Origin of the sequence: Promicromonospora alba (assembly GCF_042654905.1) — a bacterium.
GTDB classification, from domain to species: domain Bacteria; phylum Actinomycetota; class Actinomycetes; order Actinomycetales; family Cellulomonadaceae; genus Promicromonospora; species Promicromonospora alba.
In genome coordinates this window covers 299453-315865 of the sequence record NZ_JBHSFI010000006.1, presented here as the reverse complement: position 1 = coordinate 315865, position 16413 = coordinate 299453, and the positions used below count along the sequence as shown (strand labels likewise).

20 protein-coding genes and 1 pseudogene are annotated in these 16413 nt (G+C 67.5%); 9 read left to right on the top strand and 12 right to left on the bottom strand.

Annotation, left to right across the window (positions count from 1 at the left end; translation table 11 throughout):
• Window positions 1-320: 320 nt before the first annotated feature.
• Together ACFO6V_RS21100 and ACFO6V_RS21095 are read right to left on the bottom strand one after the other, a co-directional pair.
• On the bottom strand, window positions 321-1559 hold the full coding sequence (locus ACFO6V_RS21100; protein ID WP_377138935.1) for an MFS transporter: 1239 nt from the start codon (window positions 1557-1559) through the stop codon (window positions 321-323).
• A 352-nt stretch (window positions 1560-1911) separates the two neighbouring features.
• The gene (locus tag ACFO6V_RS21095; protein ID WP_377138933.1) at window positions 1912-2436 is read right to left on the bottom strand and encodes a MerR family transcriptional regulator; all 525 of its coding nucleotides are present in this window, start codon (window positions 2434-2436) and stop codon (window positions 1912-1914) included.
• Between ACFO6V_RS21095 and ACFO6V_RS21090 the strand changes: the two genes are divergently transcribed.
• The 5 genes from ACFO6V_RS21090 (at window position 2435) to ACFO6V_RS21070 (ending at window position 5810) form a co-directional block, all read left to right on the top strand.
• Window positions 2435-3379: a PHP domain-containing protein gene (locus ACFO6V_RS21090; RefSeq protein ID WP_377138930.1), complete on the top strand. Its 945-nt coding sequence runs from the start codon at window positions 2435-2437 to the stop codon at window positions 3377-3379. The two genes, ACFO6V_RS21095 and ACFO6V_RS21090, sit on opposite strands and share 2 nt — an antisense overlap.
• Window positions 3376-3729, top strand: coding sequence for a MerR family transcriptional regulator (locus ACFO6V_RS21085; protein ID WP_377138928.1), 354 nt, complete (start codon window positions 3376-3378; stop codon window positions 3727-3729). The genes ACFO6V_RS21090 and ACFO6V_RS21085 overlap by 4 nt, the downstream gene beginning before the upstream one ends.
• Window positions 3730-3806: 77 nt before the next feature.
• Window positions 3807-4895 carry an NADH:flavin oxidoreductase gene (locus tag ACFO6V_RS21080; protein ID WP_377138925.1) on the top strand — a complete coding sequence of 363 codons (1089 nt, stop codon included), beginning with the start codon at window positions 3807-3809 and terminating at the stop codon, window positions 4893-4895.
• A 64-nt stretch (window positions 4896-4959) separates the two neighbouring features.
• Window positions 4960-5634, top strand: coding sequence for a DsbA family oxidoreductase (locus tag ACFO6V_RS21075; RefSeq protein ID WP_377138923.1), 675 nt, complete (start codon window positions 4960-4962; stop codon window positions 5632-5634).
• Complete coding sequence (locus ACFO6V_RS21070; protein WP_377139197.1) at window positions 5631-5810, top strand: hypothetical protein; 180 nt, start codon at window positions 5631-5633, stop codon at window positions 5808-5810. Before ACFO6V_RS21075 ends, ACFO6V_RS21070 begins: the two co-directional genes overlap by 4 nt.
• Window positions 5811-6037: 227 nt before the next feature.
• Here ACFO6V_RS21070 and ACFO6V_RS21065 read toward each other — a convergent pair.
• A pseudogene (locus tag ACFO6V_RS21065) lies at window positions 6038-6196 on the bottom strand (helix-turn-helix domain-containing protein); the annotation flags it as partial.
• 251 nt (window positions 6197-6447) lie between these two features.
• On the opposite strand from ACFO6V_RS21065, the gene ACFO6V_RS21060 reads away from it, so the two are divergent.
• Entirely contained in the window at window positions 6448-6612 is a 165-nt protein-coding gene (locus ACFO6V_RS21060) for a hypothetical protein (RefSeq protein WP_377138920.1), read from the top strand.
• 254 nt (window positions 6613-6866) lie between these two features.
• Here ACFO6V_RS21060 and ACFO6V_RS21055 read toward each other — a convergent pair whose 3' ends face one another.
• From ACFO6V_RS21055 to ACFO6V_RS21035, 5 genes are all read right to left on the bottom strand, one after another.
• Window positions 6867-7511, bottom strand: coding sequence for an SDR family NAD(P)-dependent oxidoreductase (locus ACFO6V_RS21055; protein WP_377139182.1), 645 nt, complete (start codon window positions 7509-7511; stop codon window positions 6867-6869).
• 227 nt (window positions 7512-7738) lie between these two features.
• Window positions 7739-8341: a GyrI-like domain-containing protein gene (locus ACFO6V_RS21050; RefSeq protein WP_377138917.1), complete on the bottom strand. Its 603-nt coding sequence runs from the start codon at window positions 8339-8341 to the stop codon at window positions 7739-7741.
• Entirely contained in the window at window positions 8334-8708 is a 375-nt protein-coding gene (locus ACFO6V_RS21045; RefSeq protein ID WP_377138914.1) for a nucleoside triphosphate pyrophosphohydrolase family protein, read from the bottom strand. The genes ACFO6V_RS21050 and ACFO6V_RS21045 overlap by 8 nt, the downstream gene beginning before the upstream one ends.
• A gap of 93 nt (window positions 8709-8801) precedes the next feature.
• A complete protein-coding gene (locus ACFO6V_RS21040) occupies window positions 8802-9125 on the bottom strand; it encodes a hypothetical protein (RefSeq protein WP_377138912.1) in 324 nt (107 codons plus the stop codon).
• Between the two features lie 122 nt (window positions 9126-9247).
• Entirely contained in the window at window positions 9248-10096 is an 849-nt protein-coding gene (locus tag ACFO6V_RS21035) for a helix-turn-helix domain-containing protein (protein ID WP_377138909.1), read from the bottom strand.
• A gap of 121 nt (window positions 10097-10217) precedes the next feature.
• On the opposite strand from ACFO6V_RS21035, the gene ACFO6V_RS21030 reads away from it, so the two are divergent.
• Entirely contained in the window at window positions 10218-11165 is a 948-nt protein-coding gene (locus ACFO6V_RS21030; protein WP_377138906.1) for a helix-turn-helix transcriptional regulator, read from the top strand.
• 61 nt (window positions 11166-11226) lie between these two features.
• Here the strand turns inward: ACFO6V_RS21030 and ACFO6V_RS21025 are convergent, their stop codons facing one another.
• From ACFO6V_RS21025 to ACFO6V_RS21015, 3 genes are all read right to left on the bottom strand, one after another.
• Window positions 11227-12204, bottom strand: coding sequence for a saccharopine dehydrogenase family protein (locus tag ACFO6V_RS21025; protein WP_377138903.1), 978 nt, complete (start codon window positions 12202-12204; stop codon window positions 11227-11229).
• Between the two features lie 146 nt (window positions 12205-12350).
• Entirely contained in the window at window positions 12351-12728 is a 378-nt protein-coding gene (locus tag ACFO6V_RS21020) for a VOC family protein (protein ID WP_377138901.1), read from the bottom strand.
• On the bottom strand, window positions 12725-13333 hold the full coding sequence (locus tag ACFO6V_RS21015; RefSeq protein ID WP_377138898.1) for a hypothetical protein: 609 nt from the start codon (window positions 13331-13333) through the stop codon (window positions 12725-12727). The genes ACFO6V_RS21020 and ACFO6V_RS21015 overlap by 4 nt, the downstream gene beginning before the upstream one ends.
• A 119-nt stretch (window positions 13334-13452) precedes the next feature.
• On the opposite strand from ACFO6V_RS21015, the gene ACFO6V_RS21010 reads away from it, so the two are divergent.
• Window positions 13453-13929 (top strand): nuclear transport factor 2 family protein, encoded by a 477-nt coding sequence (locus tag ACFO6V_RS21010; RefSeq protein ID WP_377138896.1) that lies wholly within the window; start codon window positions 13453-13455, stop codon window positions 13927-13929.
• Window positions 13930-14170: 241 nt separating this feature from the next.
• On the top strand, window positions 14171-14737 hold the full coding sequence (locus ACFO6V_RS21005; RefSeq protein ID WP_377138894.1) for a dihydrofolate reductase family protein: 567 nt from the start codon (window positions 14171-14173) through the stop codon (window positions 14735-14737).
• A 78-nt stretch (window positions 14738-14815) separates the two neighbouring features.
• Here ACFO6V_RS21005 and ACFO6V_RS21000 read toward each other — a convergent pair whose 3' ends face one another.
• Window positions 14816-16411 carry a peptidase inhibitor family I36 protein gene (locus ACFO6V_RS21000; protein ID WP_377138891.1) on the bottom strand — a complete coding sequence of 532 codons (1596 nt, stop codon included), beginning with the start codon at window positions 16409-16411 and terminating at the stop codon, window positions 14816-14818.
• Window positions 16412-16413 lie beyond the last annotated feature (2 nt).

Genomic DNA, 16413 nt, shown 5'->3' with positions numbered 1-16413 from the left:
GGTTGGTGTGTGTGCATGAGCCGTCCTCCGGGATCGGTCCCGTTGTTCGATGGTGCGCATCGCTGCCTAACCGACAATATTAGCATTGCCGGTTAGAGCGGGGGATCTGGCGAGCGGCAGGCAGGTCGCACCGCCTACTCGGGCGAGAGGTGTCCACCGTGAGGGCCTGAGCGGCAACCGTCGTTGGCGGGTCGCGAGGGCGCCGCAGGAGCGATGTGCAGAGTGTGGTGACGAGGGCCGCCGTCCCGTTGGGATCGGCGGCCCTCGTCGTGTGCGGGGCGGGGTGGTCAGTGCCAGCGTGCCCGACCGTCCTGCGTCACCTACCGGGGTGACGAGAAGACTTGCTGCTCACCTGCCTGGCGTCGATCCCGGTCTCCAGGAAACGCATGGCTTCGGGCGAAGACCACTACGACGACGGTGGAGAGGACGAGCAGGGCGACGGCGATCATGAGCGACTCCGAGCCGAGACCTGCGAGGAGTAGTCCGCCGATCAGCCCGCCCAGTCCGATTCCGCCGTTCCACATCGTCACCTGCAGGGGCTGGGCGGCATCGGCGTGTTCTCGGGACGCCGCCATCAGTGCGCCCTGGAACAGCGTGGCCGCCCCGCCGAAGGCCAGACCCCACGCACCGACGGCGATGTAGTCCACGATCGGATTCACCGACCAGAGCGTCAGGGCGACCGCGGCTGCAGCGAAGAACGCAGTGCTGAGGATGACGAGGCGGCGGTGATGACGATCGACGAAGATGCCCGTAAGCCAGATGCTCACGATCGACAAGATCCCGAAGTCGAGAAGGATCCACTGGACCTGATCCTCGAGGCCGACACCCGCGAGGACCGGGGAGATGTAGGTGTAGAGGATGGTGTGCGCGAGAACGTACACACCGGTGACCAGCAGGATCGTGCGGAGGCCCTTGATGCGGAGGAGGTGCATGAGCGGGAGTCGCTCGCCGGCCGGCTGTCCAGGAACGTCCGGCAGCTTCCACAGGGTCCAGAGGATGAGCAGGCCGGTGAGAACGGTCATGAGTCCGAACGTCAGCTGCCATCCGACGAGCTGGCCGAGGATGGCCCCTACTGGCACGCCCAGGGATAGCGCGACGGGGGTTCCTGCGAAGGCGAAGGCCATCGCACGTCCCTTCAGGGCGGCGGGTGTGATGCGCTGCGCGTACCCACCGAGCAGACTCCATGTCACCCCGGATGCGGCACCGGCGATGAAGCGCGCCACCATGGTGACGGCGTAATCGAGCGAGATCGCGGTCACCAGGTTGGCCACGAGGAATCCTGCCAGTGCGAGCACGAGCAGTCGTCGTCGGGGCCAGTTGGTAGTCGCGATAGATACCGGGATCGCCGTGAGCATCGTCGCGACAGCGTAGATGGTGACGGTCTGTCCGGCGACGGATTCGGATACCCCCAGCGCATCGCTCATCTGCGGCAGCACACCGGCGGGCAACGCCTCGGTCAGGGTGGTGATGAATCCCGCGGTGAACAGAGCGATCAGTGCCCCTATGGGGAGGCGTTCCCTCCGTGGAGCACTCGGCAGAGTGTCCTGCATCTTGGTCATACGACTCTTCCTCTTCTGGCGTGGCGCAACCGAAAGTGCGCACTTGGCCTCAAGCGACGCCCCATGATCATGGAGCCGGAAGATCGTCCAACGTTCACATCAATGTGAATGCAAGCCTGTGCACGTGCCTGTCGGCAGGGTCACGGACGAGCTCTTGCCGGTCGAGGCAGCTCGATGGGCAACGGCATGCAAGACGCAGGGGCGCGGGACAGCGCACGAGGCACCTTGCTGGCGGATTCCTGGCGCGCTTCTCCGGCGGCGCTGGGCCGCACGCCTCAGCTCGGGACGGCTCCCGCGCGCCGAGCAGGTCACGCACCACTCACGGTCGCAGAGCCTGTTGTCGCGGAGCCGGCTAGGTGTACCGGGCGGGCGCGGCTAGGCCTTCCGCCCTGCCGAGATTCACATAGTCATCCAGTGCTTGCAGATTCTCCGCCATCACGGACGCTCGCTCCTGTGGGCGGCCCCTCTCGTTCGCGGTCCGCCGGGCGAAGTCCGAGCGTCGAACTTCGAGCTCGCGGTGTCGCCCGGGTGGCAGCACATCCCCGATGATCCCGGTCGTCAAGCCCGCGTCCAGAAGCGCCCGGATCGGCTGCACCCTGCGTACCAGCGACTCGTCGCAGTCGCGGTAGCCGTTGTCCTCTCGCTGTGGACGAGTGCGCCCCTTGCTCCTGGCAAGACCGGAGCAATCGTGCCGAAACCGTGTCCGCTCGGACATGCCCTGATCCGCGATCGGCGTCCCCTCGCTTGCCTTCACACTGATGTGAAGGTTCCACGATGTCTCAGGAACCTCCACCGCGGCCATGGCGGGGCCGGTTATCAGCCTGTCCCACCACCCGAACGCGCCAACTGCAACGACGACGAGAGGACCGTTCGCCATGAACTCGATCCCCGGGTTCGCACGTCACCAAGCGCCAGCGCTCCGCCGTTTCGCAGGCCCGGCCGATCTCCATCTGCACTCGAACCATTCTGATGGCACGGACACCCCTGCTGACGTGATCCGACGCGCCTACGAGCACGGTGTCCGAACCGTCGCGCTGACCGACCACGACCGCACCAGCGGCTGGGGTGAAGCCGGTGATAGCGCAGTGGCGCTCGGCATGACCTTTCTGCCCGGGATCGAACTCTCCGCGAAGCACGGGCCGTGCACGCTGCACATCCTCGGATACCTCTTCGATCCCGAGAACCGGGCCCTGCAGGACGAAGCAGCGCGGATCCGGCTCGACCGGAAACACCGAGCGGAACGGATCGTCCGCAACATCAGCAAGGACTACGACCTCGGGTGGGCGGATGTGGTTGCCCAGTCCAACCCGGGCGCAACCGTCGGCAGACCCCACATCGCAGATGCGCTGGTCGCACGTGGCATCGTCCAGACCCGGTCGGAGGCGTTCGAGAGCATCCTCGCCGAGACCCACCAGTACTACGAAGCGCTGTACGCGCCGGAAACGGAGACCGCGGTCAGGCTCATCACTGAGGCCGGGGGAGTCGCAATCATCGCCCATCCCGCGGCATCGGGCGCCGACGGGCTGATGCCAACGGCGGACATCGAACGTCTCATCGCCGCGGGGCTCGGCGGGTTCGAACTCGGTCACCGCGACAATGCAGCCGACGCAGTGCAGCATCTCCGGCGAATCGTGGCGGCGCACGACCTGATCGTCACCGGCTCCAGTGACTACCACGGCCGGGGCAAACCGAACCGGCCCGGCGAAAACACAACGACCGATGAGATGGTCAGTCGCCTCATCGCTCGAGCCTCCGGCGCTATACCGCGATACCCCCGCGCCTCGACACCACCAACTGACGCTACGGCGGTGATGCAGTGAGGATCAAAGAGCTCTCCGCGCGTACTGGGGTCCCTGCCAGGCTCCTTCGCTACTACGAAGAGCAGGGGCTCCTCCGTCCACGACGGGAAGACAACGGTTACCGCTCCTACGACGAACCACTCGTCGCGCGTGTCCGGCAGATCCGCGGACTGCTCGAAGCAGGACTGACCACCGAAATCGTACGAGCCGTCCTGCCGTGCCTGGCGGAAGCGGCGTGCTCTCAACACGACGCCCGCGACTTCGTCGGCAATATCCGCCGTGAGCGGAACCGCATGGCCGAGCGAGTCGCGTTCCTGTCCGAGAACCTCCACGCGCTCAACGCTTACCTCGATGCGATCGCCGGCCGATGACGCGCTGATGTCCGAACGCAGACCTAACGCACTCGCTGCACCGTCCCAAGTTCCGCTACCCCGAAACGGAGACACCCATGTCCGTTGCAGACCTGTTCGAACCCCTCACCCTCCTCCACGGCCCAGCGATGCGAAACCGCTTCATGCTCGCACCGCTGACGAACCAGCAGAGCGAGTCCGACGGCTTCGCGTCTTCAGCCGACCAGGACTGGATGAGCCAGCTCGCCCAGGGCGGCTACGCACTGGTGCAGACCGCTGCCGCCAACGTCGAAGCTGGTGGTATTGCCTTCGCCCGTCAGCTTGGCATCCACACCGACGAGCACCTCCCAGGGCTCACCCAGATGGCAGACTCCCTCCGCGCAGGCGGCACGCTCTCCGCCGTGCAGCTGCACCACGCTGGGTGGCGCGCCAACCCCCATCTCGGCGGCGTACCTCTCCCGGCGTCCGACAAGACATGGCCGGGCGTCAGAGCGCTGACCACGGAAGAAGTGGAGCGCATTCGCGACAGCTTCATTGCCGGCGCTCGACGAGCAGAACGCGCCGGCTTTGACGGCGTCAGCATCCACGGCGCGTTCGGCTGGATCCTGTCGGAGTTCATGTCGCCCGAAATGAACGACCGGACCGACGCGTACGGCGGCAACGTCGAGAACCGCGCACGCTTCACCCTCGAGGTCATGGAGGGGATCCGGCGCGCAACCGGCCCCGACTTCCAGATCGGATGGCGTCTGTCCATCGAGCGGTACGGGCTCCAGCTCGAAGAACTCCGAGACATCACCGCAGACATCCTCGATCGAGAGCTCATCGACTACCTCGACCTCGCACTGTGGGACTCCACGCAGATCGTGCAGGAGGGACCCATGCGTGGACGCAGCATGCTCAGCGTCTTCACCGAGATCCCACGGAGAGGAGTTCGAATCGGCGCCGCCGGCAAGATCACCACCGCCCGACGCGCCTCAGAAATGCTGGAAGAGGGCTGTGACTTCGTCCTGATCGGCCGCGGCGGGATCCTGCAGCGCGACTGCCCCAAGCAGGTTCAGGCCGACCCGGAGTACGCGACGCCAAAGCTCCCTGTTGAAGCGAGCTTCCTGCGCGAGGGCGGGATCAGCGAGAGGTTCATCAACCACCTGCGCGGCTGGCCCTACTTCGTTCGCCCCGGCAGCGTCTGAAAGGTGCTAGCTCGACTATCAGCAGCAGCGCAGCACACCCAGGATCACAACAGAGAGGAACACCATGACCACTGAACGGACATCAGAGGTCTCGCCCGTGAAGGTCGACGTCTGGTCAGACATCGCCTGCCCCTGGTGCTACATCGGTAAGCGCAAGTTCGAACAAGCCGTCGCACAGTCCGGTATCCCGGTCCAGGTGGAGTACCACGCCTTCGAGCTCGCGCCAGATCTGCCGCAGGACTTCGAGGGCAGCGAACAGGACTACCTCGAGATCCGCGGCTTCTCCGCGGACCAGGTGCGACCACTCCTGGCACGGATCGTCGGAGCGGCCAGCGAGGTCGGGCTCCACTTCGACTACGACATCCTTCTACACACCAACATGAACAAGGGCCACCAGCTCATCCGCTGGGCCAAGACGCAAGAGCGCCAACTCGACATGGTCGAACGGCTCCTGGCCGCGCACTTCGAAGAAGGTCGTCACGTCGGCCGGGACGAGGATCTCGCCGACCTGGCAGCGGAACTTGGGCTTGACCGAGAGGACGCCCTGGCCGCCCTCAGGGACGACCGGCACGTCGACGATGTCCAGGCAGACCAGGCCCGTGCTCGACAGCTCGGCATCCAGGGTGTGCCGTTCTACGTGTTCGAAGGCCAGTACGGCGTCTCAGGCGCGCAGGACCCATCGACGTTCGCGGACGTCCTGCGACAGCTAGTCGAGCAGAAGGGCGAAGAGGTCGCATGAGCAGGACCGAGATCGATCGGATCGTCGAGCTCCAGGTTCCAACCGCCGCCGTCTGCATCGACGGTGTATGCGAGGTTCCGGCCCATCCGACCAGCCAGGTCGCCGAGGACGCGAGACTTACGCGGATGTCGGAGCCCGCCGAGACAGCGTTCGGCAACGGCAGCTGTTCGCCGTGATCAGTACGTTCGCGCCTCGGAAGCGAGCCGGCTGACGATCTTGACCGAAGGCGTCCGGGTGGTCGGCCTGTGGGCTGGTAGTCCTTGGTCGGGTCGAGGACGAAGTCGCGGAGGATTTCGCCGGTGGCGGCGTCGATGATCCGGATGTTGAGGTCTTCGGCCAGGATCAGGACGTAGGTTCCGGCGTAGGTTCGTCCGACTCCGATGTGGTGCAGGCGTCCGGCGTGGCGGCGTGAGCGGGGCTGGAATGCTGCTTCGCCTTCTTCGCGGTAGCGGGCCAGGAGCTCGTAGATCCAGGAGCGGGCCACGTCGTACTCGCGGGCGACCTGGGCGACAGGTTGGTGGGCGCGGGTGACGGCGGTGATGACCAGCCGGGCCTTGGACATACCTGCTGATCGTGCTCGGCGGTGGCCGGGATGTCTGGAGACACGCTGTCCGGGATGTCCTGAGACTCAACACTGCCCCCGCTACAAAGTCAGGCCCGGAGATCTGCGGATCTCCGGGCCTGAAAGGTTTGTAGAACTTGAGCACCGCAACAGAAACGCACTGCTCTTTCCGTTCTAGGTCGACTATCTCGGTGGGCCCGGTGTGTCGCCGTTAGGCGCTTCTCCCTGGCACCGTTGTAGGTCAGCTCGTCGTGCACGTGCTCCACGAGGTCGTCGAGCCGGCGCTCGTTGAGCGCGGCGAGGTCGGCGCGGTACCGGGACTCCAGGTCAGGGTGCGCGCCGGGCTGTTTGCCAGCCTGCTTGCCGGGTTCGAGGTCGTCGGTCACGTCTCCGCCTCCAAGGTTGTCGTCTCCTGACCACCGTAGGACCTACACGAACCAGAGCAACGCAGGCCCATGTGCGAACGGGTTGGTCTGCGTTCCTGCGAACTCGGCCATCAGGATGCGTTCGGACCAGCCGCCTTCCGCTGGATGTCGACGAAGCCCCCTTTCGTGCTACTGCCTGGAGGGTTTGTGGTGGAACCGCCGCACGACGTGGGCCGACTCCTACCGCGCTGTGAATGCGATCGAGCACGCGGAAGGGCTGACCCGCAAGAGGCCACGGCCGGGCGTCAGATGTCGAACCCTCCGGAAACTTCGATCGACTGGGCGTTGATCCAGCGGTTGTCGTCGGAGAGCAGGCTCGCGATGACACCACCGACCTCTTCGGGTTCACCGACCCGGCCCAGTGCGGTGCGGCCGGCTAGCTGCGCCTCGAACTCGTCGTTCAGGCCGCCGCCCAGCTCGGTGCGGATGGTGCCGGGGGCGATCGAGTTCGCCCGGATCCGGCGGTCGCCGAACTCCTTGGCCATGTAGCGGGTCAGGACCTCGAGGCCGCCCTTGAAGCTGGCGTACGGCGCGACACCGATGGTCGCCACGCGGCTTGTCGCGCTGACGAGGTTCACGATCTGGCCGCCGTCGGTGATCAGGGGCAGCAGGGTCTGGGTGAGGAAGAACGGTCCCTTGAGGTGCACGCGGAACAGGCCGTCGAACTGTTCCTCGGTGACTGTGGCGATGGGGTTGTAGAGGCCGTAGCCGGCGTTGTTGACGAGGTGGTCGAAGTCGGTCCGGCCCCAGGTCTCCTGCAGGGTGCTGCTGACGCTCGTGGCGAAGGCCGGGAAGGTTGTGGTGTCGGTGACGTCGAGCTCCAGCGCTACTGCCTTACCGCCGTCGGCCTTGATCTTGTCGACGACGTCCGCGGCCGGGGAAGGACGCAGCTGCCTAGGAGTGCCACACCCTGGATGTGAGATCCTCGCCCCCGTACCGCCTCAGCGCGCGGTCATCTCGCACGGAGTTCATCCCGAGGCGCCTGGGAGGAAGGTGTGTGTGCGACCCCGTAGGGGTTCAGACACCAGGAGATGCCCAGGAGCTTTCCGCTGCCAACACTGGGGCACCGCTGCCTGCTCGGACTGGGAGCCGGTCGCCTGACAGCGGTCGGCGACGCTCAGGCCACGGGATCCCGCAGGATCGTGCGCAGCGTGTCCTGCGGGGTCTCGCTGGTGTAGGCGTCGAGGTACATCTCTCGGTGGGGCCCGTTGCGAGCGAGGCCTGCCCTCTCGGCGAACTGGCCGAGCCGGTTGAGCGTGGCGAGCTCGTCGGCGAAGGGTCCGTGGTGCATCACCTGGACGACGGTCTCCTCGGGCAGGTCGAACAGCCCGAGCCGGTCCTGCGCCGTGTCCGAAGGGCTCGCCGCCGCGTCACGAGCAGCCGCGATGTCCTTGTCGGTGGTCGTGGCTCCGACGGCGGCCATGAGGCGGTACTGCAGCTCCGAGACCGGGTTCACGCTGTAGAAGTCCGCGATGCCGACCGGCGTCGAGCCTTCGGGGTACCAGTACTGGCCCTCGGCCACCGGATCCGACGCACCGGGCGACGCTGCTGGGGCGAGCACCCGGGCGACGTCGACGACCAGCGCCTTCTTGCGGTAGTACTCGTCGTCGCCCGGGGCTCCTGCCCCCGTGACGAAGACGTAGCGGGTCGCGGGCGAACGGACGAGCTCCGGCTCGTCGGACGCGGCGAGGTGATCGGTCAGGGGCAGCGCCTCAGCCACGGAGCCCACCTCCTATCTTCTGCATGGTCTCGGCATAGGCGGCGGGCAGGTCGACGTCGAGCTTGTCGGCCAGGACGAAGAGCCACCACATGCATTCGGCGAGCTTGTGCTTGAGCTCGGCGTCGACGTCGCCGTCGATGTCCCAGGTGCGCTCGGCGGCCAGGACGAGGCGGCCCACGTAGGCGGCGTCGTTGGTGAACCCGACCGCCAGCTCGGGCAGGGTCCAGGTGCGCTGCAGGATGCGCTGCTCGATCTGCTCGTACAGGGCGCGCACCTCCAGGGCGGTGGCGTCGGCGTGGGCCAGGGTCTGCTGGGCCGGGTCGTGCTCGGCCCCACTGCCTGTCGTGGAGGACTTGATGCCGGTCATGTCGATTCCTCTCGGTCGTGAACGTGGTTCGACGCTAGGTCGCTTCCCGGACAGATCCGGTCCGGGAAGTGGTGAGCGCCCGGTCACACCTGGTCAGCTCCCCGCGACGGCGGAGGCTTCGACGCCGTGCAGGACAGTGGTCAGCTGCCAGTCGACGCTCGTGTGGTCGATCGTGGCGTGGACGGGGGAGTCGCCCATCTCGCCGGTGATGCCACCGGCGCCGGCCCGTGCGTGGGCCATGCTGTCGTAGGCGACGATGTCGACGACGGTGCCGTCGTCGCGCACGGTGATCCGCCGCCACTGGAATCCGGGCTGCCGCCGCAGGTAGTCGTCGATGTCCGCGTTCGCGGTGACGAAGTCCTCTGGCGTGAGCCCGGGTGCGGGGCGGAGCGTGGTGATCTCCAGAACCTGTGCCATCGAAGTGCCCTCTCGTGGTGTGGTGCGCACCGGTGGTCCGGTACGGCTCCAGCCTGCGGTGCACTGCGGCGGTGGAGAAGGCAGTGGCTCCCTAGGTGTGGCACTCCCTGGTTTCCGGGGCCCTACTTCGGGTCGGCGTGTTCCGTGGAAGCCGCGCGGTCGGCCGCGATGGTGCCGAGGAGTGCGAGGGAGTCGGCGCTGGGCGAGCCGGCCGCCGCAGTGGCTACCGTGAGTTGCTGCCCCGGTGCGTCCCGGCTCTCGAACGTCTGGTAGACCAGCTCCAGCTGCCCGACGGCGGGGTGGTCGATGCGCTTGGTCGTCGCGCTCAGGCCGGTCACACGGTGGTCCTGCCACAGCCGTGCGAAGTCCGGGCTCTCCTTCTCCATCCGGGTCACCAGTGCGGACACCTCCGGGTGCACAGGGCTGTATCCCACCGCCAGCCGAAGCGCGCTGACCGCGGCGCGCGCGATGTGCTCCCAGTCCATGAAGTACCGGCGTGAGGCAGAGTTGGTGAACAGGAAGGGCACGGCTCCCTGGGCGGCCTGTTCGGCGCCGAGCAGCTCCCCGGCCACGGGGTTGGTGGCCAGGATCCGGAATGCCGGGTTGACGACGTAGGCGGCGACGTTCGGCATGCTGTCGAGCAGGCGCAGCATGTCCGGGCCTACCTGGTCGTTCGTGGGCAGCGTGGCCGGTGTCAGGCGGGCCAGCCGGAACGCGTGCGCCTGTGCGTCCGGGCCCAGCTGCAGTGCGGTGCAGATCGCCTCGACGACCTGGGCCGACGGCGTCCGCTCCCGACCCTGCTCGAGGCGTGCGTAGTAGTCGGCACTGACCCCCGCCAGGACGGCCACCTCCTCCCGCCGCAGACCCTTGACCCGCCGGGAGCCGGCCGTCGGCAGGCCGACGTCCTGCGGGGAGACCCGGGCACGCTGGGCCGTGAGGAACTCCCCGAACGCGTTCTCTCTCGTTGCCATGTGTTCGAGGCTACGCGCGGACCGGCCGCGGACCCGGGGTGTGGCTGCCTGGGCGCGGCACACCCCGGCGGCGCGGCCGGACCTCGCGGACTACGGCCGGGGCCGGCCGTGTTGGACAGTCGTGATCAGCACCTCCTCGCGGCTGCTCCAGCTGCTGTCCCTCCTGTGGTCGCGGACGAGCTGGACGGCCGGCGAGCTCGCGCAGCGCATGGACGTCACGGAGCGGACGGTGCGCCGAGACGTCGCCCGGTTGCGTGACCTCGGCTACGACGTCGAGTCAGATCCAGGCCACTGGGGTGGTTACCGGCTCAGGGAAAGTCGCAGCCACCTGCCCCTCGTGCTCGACGACGAGGAGGCGCTGGCCGTCAGCGTGGCGCTGCGCGAGGCCGCGCAGACCAGGGTGCTCGGCGATGACCAGGCGGTGCTGTCGGCGCTGTTGAAGCTGCGCCAGCTCCTACCGGCGCGGGTGGCGTCCCGGCTCGGCGCGATGGACGACGTCTTCGAGCACACCACGAGGGTCTGCGGGCAACCGCTCTCGTCCGGGATGCTCGCCGGGTTGGCGCAGGTCTGCCGGCGCAGCGAGCGGATCACGCTGTCCTACCGGAGCATGCAGGGGACCGACACGGTGCGTGACGTCGATCCGTATCGCCTGGTCTTCACCGGGAACCGCTGGTACCTCGTGGCGCTGGACGTGGCCAGGGGAGCCTGGCGGACCTTCCGCGCCGACCGGGTGATCGACGTCCACCCCACCGGCCGGGTGGTGCACCTGCAGAACCCGCCCGACGCCGCACAGCTCGTCGCCGAGATGCTCGTCAGCGACTACCCGCTCTACGCGACCGTGCGCCTGCCGCTCTCGCTCGACCACGCGATGCGTGCGGTGCCGCCCACCGCAGGTACTCACGAGCCCGATGGACCGCGGGCCACGATCGTGCGGATCGGCGGCACGGACGCGGAGTCCCTCGGGGAGTACCTGATGCGTCTGGGGGTTCCGCTGACGGTCCTGTCCCCGGAGTCCGTACGCGAGGCGGTACGACGACGTGCCGTGGCGCTGGTCGAGTGCAACATCTGACCGGGGCGGCGGACGTGCCACCCCCGACCGTGGTGCGTGTTCGGTCGCCCGCCCGCGCCAGTCAGAGGTCGACGATGGTGGTGTCCGCGATACCGGTGGCCAGCTCCGGACCGTAGGCCGAGGCGGGGCTCTGGAACCCGGCGGTGAACTGCCCGTCGAGCACCCGGCGTGCGATCTCGACCGAGCTCAGCTGGGTGAACGTGTAACCGGTGGGAGTGTCGATCAGCGACCGCGCCACCTGACCGTTCCGGCCGGTCACCTCCACCAGCGCCAGGTAGCGGCCCTGGCTGCGCTCGTCCGCGGTGGGGCCAGCGCTGGCGTCGTCGACGTCGGGGAAGCCGGCGTCGGTGCCCAGGAACACCTCGATGTTCCCGATGCCGGTCGACCGCAGTCCGGTGATCAGGTCGCCCATCGGGACCGGTACGCAGTCCTCGGGGCCGTTCCCGAAGTCGAACGACCGCGTGGCGCCCGCGTCGAGCCGGGTCAGCTCGCCGGACCGGCGTACCAGGGTGCCCAGGTCCTCGATTCCGGCAGAGCTGGCCAGCGAGCCGCGGGAGAAGCCGCCGGTCACGCGCAGTGCGATCGTAAGCTTCTCGGCATCGGGCACCCGGCGGGCGGTGTGCAGGGCGAGGCTGTCGCTCGGCACCACGTCCCACCCGGTCCCGGACATGACCATGACCCCGGCACGAGACGCCTCGGCGTCCTTGGACTCCGCCAGCGCGAAGGTCTCGAACTCGGCGGTCGTGTCGAGATAGTGCACGCCGGCCTCGATGGCCGCGTCCATCAGCTGACGGGCCGTGTGCCGGAACGGTCCGGCGACATTGAGCACACAGTCGACGTCCTGCAGTGCGCTGCGCACCGCGTCGACGTCATCGACGTCGAACACGCGAGACGCGACGCCCAGCACGCCTGCCAGCTCGCGGACCTTTCCGGCGTCCCGTCCGGCCACCGTCACGTCCAGACCGATCTGCACCGCCCGCTCCGCGACTAGACGACCGGTGTACCCGGTCGCGCCGTAGACCAGCAGTCGTCCACTCATAGCTGAGGTTCCTCTCGCAGGCCGGGCCTTTCCCGGTTCACCTGCACGCTATGGATAGACCCGGACAGGTTGGGTCCGCAAAGCGAGCCCGGTCGTGTGATCCAGCGGACATGGGCGCGACGTTCAGCGCGGCGCTCGGCCCGTTCTCAGAGGGTGATGCAGAACGGGTGGCCGGCGGGGTCCAGCAGAACCCGGCGTTTGTGGGGTAGCGGCTGCACCTCGGGCTCGACGGCCCCCAGAGCGAGGAGCCGGGCCTGGGCCGCATCCAGGTCGTCCACTCCCAGGTCGAGATGGACCTGCTTCGGCACGGCGGAGTCCGGCCAGGTCGGTGGGCGATAGTCGTCCACCCGGTAGAAACCCAACCCGGGCGAGCCCTCGCGGCCGACCAGGACGAAGCCAGGCGTGGACACCGTGATGGGCAGGTCGAGGGCCCCGCTGTAGAACCGGGCAAGCGCAGCGGGATCTGGGCAGTCGAGCGTGACGGCCAGCAGGCGGACGGCAGGGTCAGACCGGGAGCTCCTCATGGCGCCGCCGTCCGTGGGTGCTGCATCCAGTCGGGCAGGGCGGCGTACAGGCGGCGAGCGATCTCCTCCGGCTCGTCGTCGAGACTGTCCCCGAGCGCGGCCGACAGGACGCCGTTCATCCCGCAGGCTGTGTAGATGTCCTCGACGGCACTGTCGGCGTCGGACTGCTGATCCTCGCCGCCGAACTCGTGCCGAAAATTCCGGATCTGGTCCACGAGGAGGTCCCCGATGCCCATCAGCCCGCTCGGTGACTGCCAGATCGAGGCCAGCAGGAAGAGGCTTCTGCGTCGCCGAAGGGTCTCGAGCATGGTGTTCAGCGTCGCCAACGCCACCGAGGCCGGGTCGGCGCCGAGCTGGCGGTCACCGAAGTCGAGGGCCCGCAGGGCGCGGAAGTCGCTCGTGATCACGTGCACCGCGGCGTGCTCGACCGAGTCGAAGTGGTTGTAGAACGTCGCACGGTGAATCCCAGCGGCCTCCGCCAGGGTGGAGACCGAAGGGCACGTGTCTGTCCGCTGCATGAGGTCGGCCAGCGTGTCCGCGATCGCCTGTCGCGAGCGCGTGAACCGCGGGTCCTCACCAGTCACCGCGGGCCGTTCACTCACCATGAGCCGCACCGTACATGACGTTCCACTCCCTGAGCGCTTCCGACACACACCCTATTCGACAGGTGTCGATTAGAGGGATACGTTGGTCTCACCATCGCATCGTCAGACAAGGAAGCGTCATGTCGGTCATCGACAGCACCACCACCCCGACGGCAACAGCGGACAAGCTCGCCGTGGTCGAAGCCCTCTACCGCTACGCGGCCGGTCTCGACCTGCGCGACCGAGCCCTGCTCGAGTCGGCGTTCGCCAACGACGCAGTGGCAGACTTCGGGCCCGCCACGAGGAAGGCCGGCTTCGACTACCCAGAGGTGAACGGCAAGGAGACGATCGCCGCAGCCCTGGCGGACTCGCTCAGCAAGCTGGACACGACACACTCCGTGAGCAACCCGCGGGCCAGCGTCGACGGCGACACCGCGAGCCTGGAGGCCATCGTGGCGTGCCAGCACCTGCCGCGCGGCGACCACTCACGCCACGTCCTGATGACCAACCGGTACAACGTCGACCTCGTGCGCCAGGATGACGCCTGGGTCATCCAGCACCTCACCGTCGACAACGCCTGGACCGAGGGCGACACCACCGTCCTGTACGGCGTCTGACGCCCGAAGCCCTACGCGGGAAGGCCGAGCGGATCACGGCCTGGTGGCGACTCTTCTCGGTGAGCTCCTCGGGGCCCAGGCGCGGGGCTTCCCCGTCCCAGATCCCGGTAGCGCGGAGCGGTGCCCGCGTCCGTGGCGCCGAGAAAAATCTTGAGGGCTGTGGATGTCGAGAACTCGTCGTCGGCTCCGTCCCAGGGTTGACGGCGGCCGCAGGGGCCGCGCCGAACCGGAGGAACAAGCCATGCGAAAGCTCATAGTCCAGCAGTGGGTCACCGTCGACAACATCGCGGCGGAGGAGGACGGCGGGCTCAGCTTCGTGACCGTGGCGCCCTTCACCGAGGACGAGAAGAGCCCGTACAAGACGAACGTCATGGAGTTCATCGACTCGGTCGACACGATGATCCTCGGCGCGAACACCTATGCCATGTCCAAGGACTACTGGCCGCAGGCGAAGGACCAGGGCGAGTACGGCGAGAAGCTCAACGGCCTCACCAAGTTCGTCGCGTCGTCAAAGCTGGACGACGCCCCCTGGGGCGACTTTCCCGCCGCGACGGTGACGAGCGACGCGGTGGCGACCGTCCGGGAGCTGAAGGAGCAGAGCGGCAAGGACATCTGGTTGTGGGGAAGCCTGCGGCTCATGCGTTCGTTGCTCGACGCCGGTGTGGTGGACGAGGTCCAGCTGCGGGTCTGCCCGACGTCGCGGGGCAAGGGCACCCACGTCTTCGAGGACCGGCAGGACCTGGAGCTGCTGGAGGCCACCGGGTTCGAGAACGGCCTCGTGCTGCTGCGGTACGCGATCAAGAAGTGAGCGGACCCGGATACGGGACCGGCACGGTCCTGTCACCGATTCGGTGACAGGACCGTGCCGTCCGCTCTGGCGCAAGGATCACATGTTCACGCGGATCCCGAAGTCACCGCCGTAGACGTTCGTCACGTGCACGCTGGTCGAGGTCCGGGGCGACGACGCCTCGACCATCTTTCCGTTCCCTAGATATATCGCGACGTGGTACGTGCTCGACCAGCCGCCCCACATGATCAGGTCGCCGCGCTGGAGGTTGCTCATCGAGACCTTGGTGCCCTTGCTCAGGTGCGCACCGGTGTAGGTGCCGATGTCGACGCCCGCGCCCTGCCAGAACGCGTACTGCGTCAGGCCCGAGCAGTCGAACCCGAACCGGTTCCGGTCGTCGTAGCCACCCGGGCTGCAGCAGACGCCGTAGGTCGGGCCGTACTTGTTGCCGCCGCCCCACGAGTACGTGTAGCCCTGGCCGGTCTGCGCCAGCGCGGCCTGGATGACGCGCTCGACCTTCTGCGCGTAGTCACCGCTGGTGTCCCCGCCGGGCTCGCCCGGGTCGACGGGGCCGCTGGAGACGGGGCAGTCGGCCGTCGTGATGAACTTGTGGGAGGCGTTGTTGTTGTACAGCGTGCTGTTCAGCTGGCCCTTGAAGCCCGCAGCCACCTTCTGCGAGGAACCGCCGTAGTAGCTGTTGAAGTAGATGCAGACCGTCTTGCTGGACCGGTTCCAGACGGAGGCCGCGTTGTTCTTGATGCACTCGCCCTGGCCGGCTCCTGCGCCCTTGTAGTCGAAGCACGACGGCTGCGTCGCGCCGTAGTCACCCTCCGAGTCGGTGAAGTCCGAGATGGACCCCGTGTTGCCGCTGTTGTAGTAGTAGCAGAGCTCGCCGGTCTCGCAGGTGCCGCTGCGCGAGCCGCCGCCCGGAGCCGTGGCGCCGACGAACTGGTGCGAGGCGTTGTTGTTGTAGAGGGTGCTGTTGAGCTGGCCCTTGAACCCGGCGGCCACGTCCTGGTAGGAGCCCCCGTAGTTGCTGTTGAAGTAGACGCGGACGGTCTTGCTGGACCGGTTCCAGACGGAGGCCGCGTTGTTCTTGATGCATTCGCCCTGGCCGGCGCCCGCACCCTTGTAGTCGTAGCAGACGGGCTGCGCGTCACCGTAGCTGCCCGCCGACTCGGTGAAGTCGGAGATCGACCCCGTGTTGCCGCTGTTGTAGTAGTAGCAGAACTCGCCGGTCTCACAGGTGCCGCTGCGGGCGCCGGTGTCGGTCCCGGCGGTCCCGACGAACTGGTGCGAGGCGTTGTTGTTGTACAGGTCCGCGCTGAGCTGTCCCTTGTACCCCGCGCCGATGTTCTGGTAGATGCCGCCGAACGCGGTGTTGAAGTAGACGCGGACCGTCTCGCCAGAGCGGTTCCACACCGAGGCAGCGTTGTTCTTCACGCACTCGCCCTGGCCGCCGCCGGAGCTCTTGAAGTCGTAGCACGACGGCTGGGTGGCGCCCAGGTCGCTGATCGACCCGGCGAAGTCCGAGACGGACCCCGCGTTGTCGCTGTTGTAGTAGTAGCAGAACTCACCGCTGTCGCAGCTGCCATCCCTGGCCGCGGCGGACGCAGGTGCTGCCACACCCACCACGGCAGCCAACATCGAGGCCATCAAAGCGATCACCGCGAGAAGCGCAGGCGCTCTCCTCATGA

Bases quoted from the DNA above. Each gene is read 5' to 3' on its own strand.
- ACFO6V_RS21095 (WP_377138933.1), bottom strand. From the start codon at position 2,436: ATGGCGAACGGTCCTCTCGTCGTCGTTGCAGTTGGCGCGTTCGGGTGG.
- ACFO6V_RS21100 (WP_377138935.1), bottom strand. From the start codon at position 1,559: ATGACCAAGATGCAGGACACTCTGCCGAGTGCTCCACGGAGGGAACGC.
- ACFO6V_RS21005 (WP_377138894.1), top strand. From the start codon at position 14,171: ATGCGAAAGCTCATAGTCCAGCAGTGGGTCACCGTCGACAACATCGCG.
- ACFO6V_RS21015 (WP_377138898.1), bottom strand. From the start codon at position 13,333: ATGGTGAGTGAACGGCCCGCGGTGACTGGTGAGGACCCGCGGTTCACG.
- ACFO6V_RS21045 (WP_377138914.1), bottom strand. From the start codon at position 8,708: ATGACCGGCATCAAGTCCTCCACGACAGGCAGTGGGGCCGAGCACGAC.
- ACFO6V_RS21070 (WP_377139197.1), top strand. From the start codon at position 5,631: ATGAGCAGGACCGAGATCGATCGGATCGTCGAGCTCCAGGTTCCAACC.
- ACFO6V_RS21075 (WP_377138923.1), top strand. From the start codon at position 4,960: ATGACCACTGAACGGACATCAGAGGTCTCGCCCGTGAAGGTCGACGTC.
- ACFO6V_RS21010 (WP_377138896.1), top strand. From the start codon at position 13,453: ATGTCGGTCATCGACAGCACCACCACCCCGACGGCAACAGCGGACAAG.
- ACFO6V_RS21040 (WP_377138912.1), bottom strand. From the start codon at position 9,125: ATGGCACAGGTTCTGGAGATCACCACGCTCCGCCCCGCACCCGGGCTC.
- ACFO6V_RS21035 (WP_377138909.1), bottom strand. From the start codon at position 10,096: ATGGCAACGAGAGAGAACGCGTTCGGGGAGTTCCTCACGGCCCAGCGT.
- ACFO6V_RS21080 (WP_377138925.1), top strand. From the start codon at position 3,807: ATGTCCGTTGCAGACCTGTTCGAACCCCTCACCCTCCTCCACGGCCCA.
- ACFO6V_RS21025 (WP_377138903.1), bottom strand. From the start codon at position 12,204: ATGAGTGGACGACTGCTGGTCTACGGCGCGACCGGGTACACCGGTCGT.
- ACFO6V_RS21000 (WP_377138891.1), bottom strand. From the start codon at position 16,411: ATGAGGAGAGCGCCTGCGCTTCTCGCGGTGATCGCTTTGATGGCCTCG.
- ACFO6V_RS21020 (WP_377138901.1), bottom strand. From the start codon at position 12,728: ATGAGGAGCTCCCGGTCTGACCCTGCCGTCCGCCTGCTGGCCGTCACG.
- ACFO6V_RS21090 (WP_377138930.1), top strand. From the start codon at position 2,435: ATGAACTCGATCCCCGGGTTCGCACGTCACCAAGCGCCAGCGCTCCGC.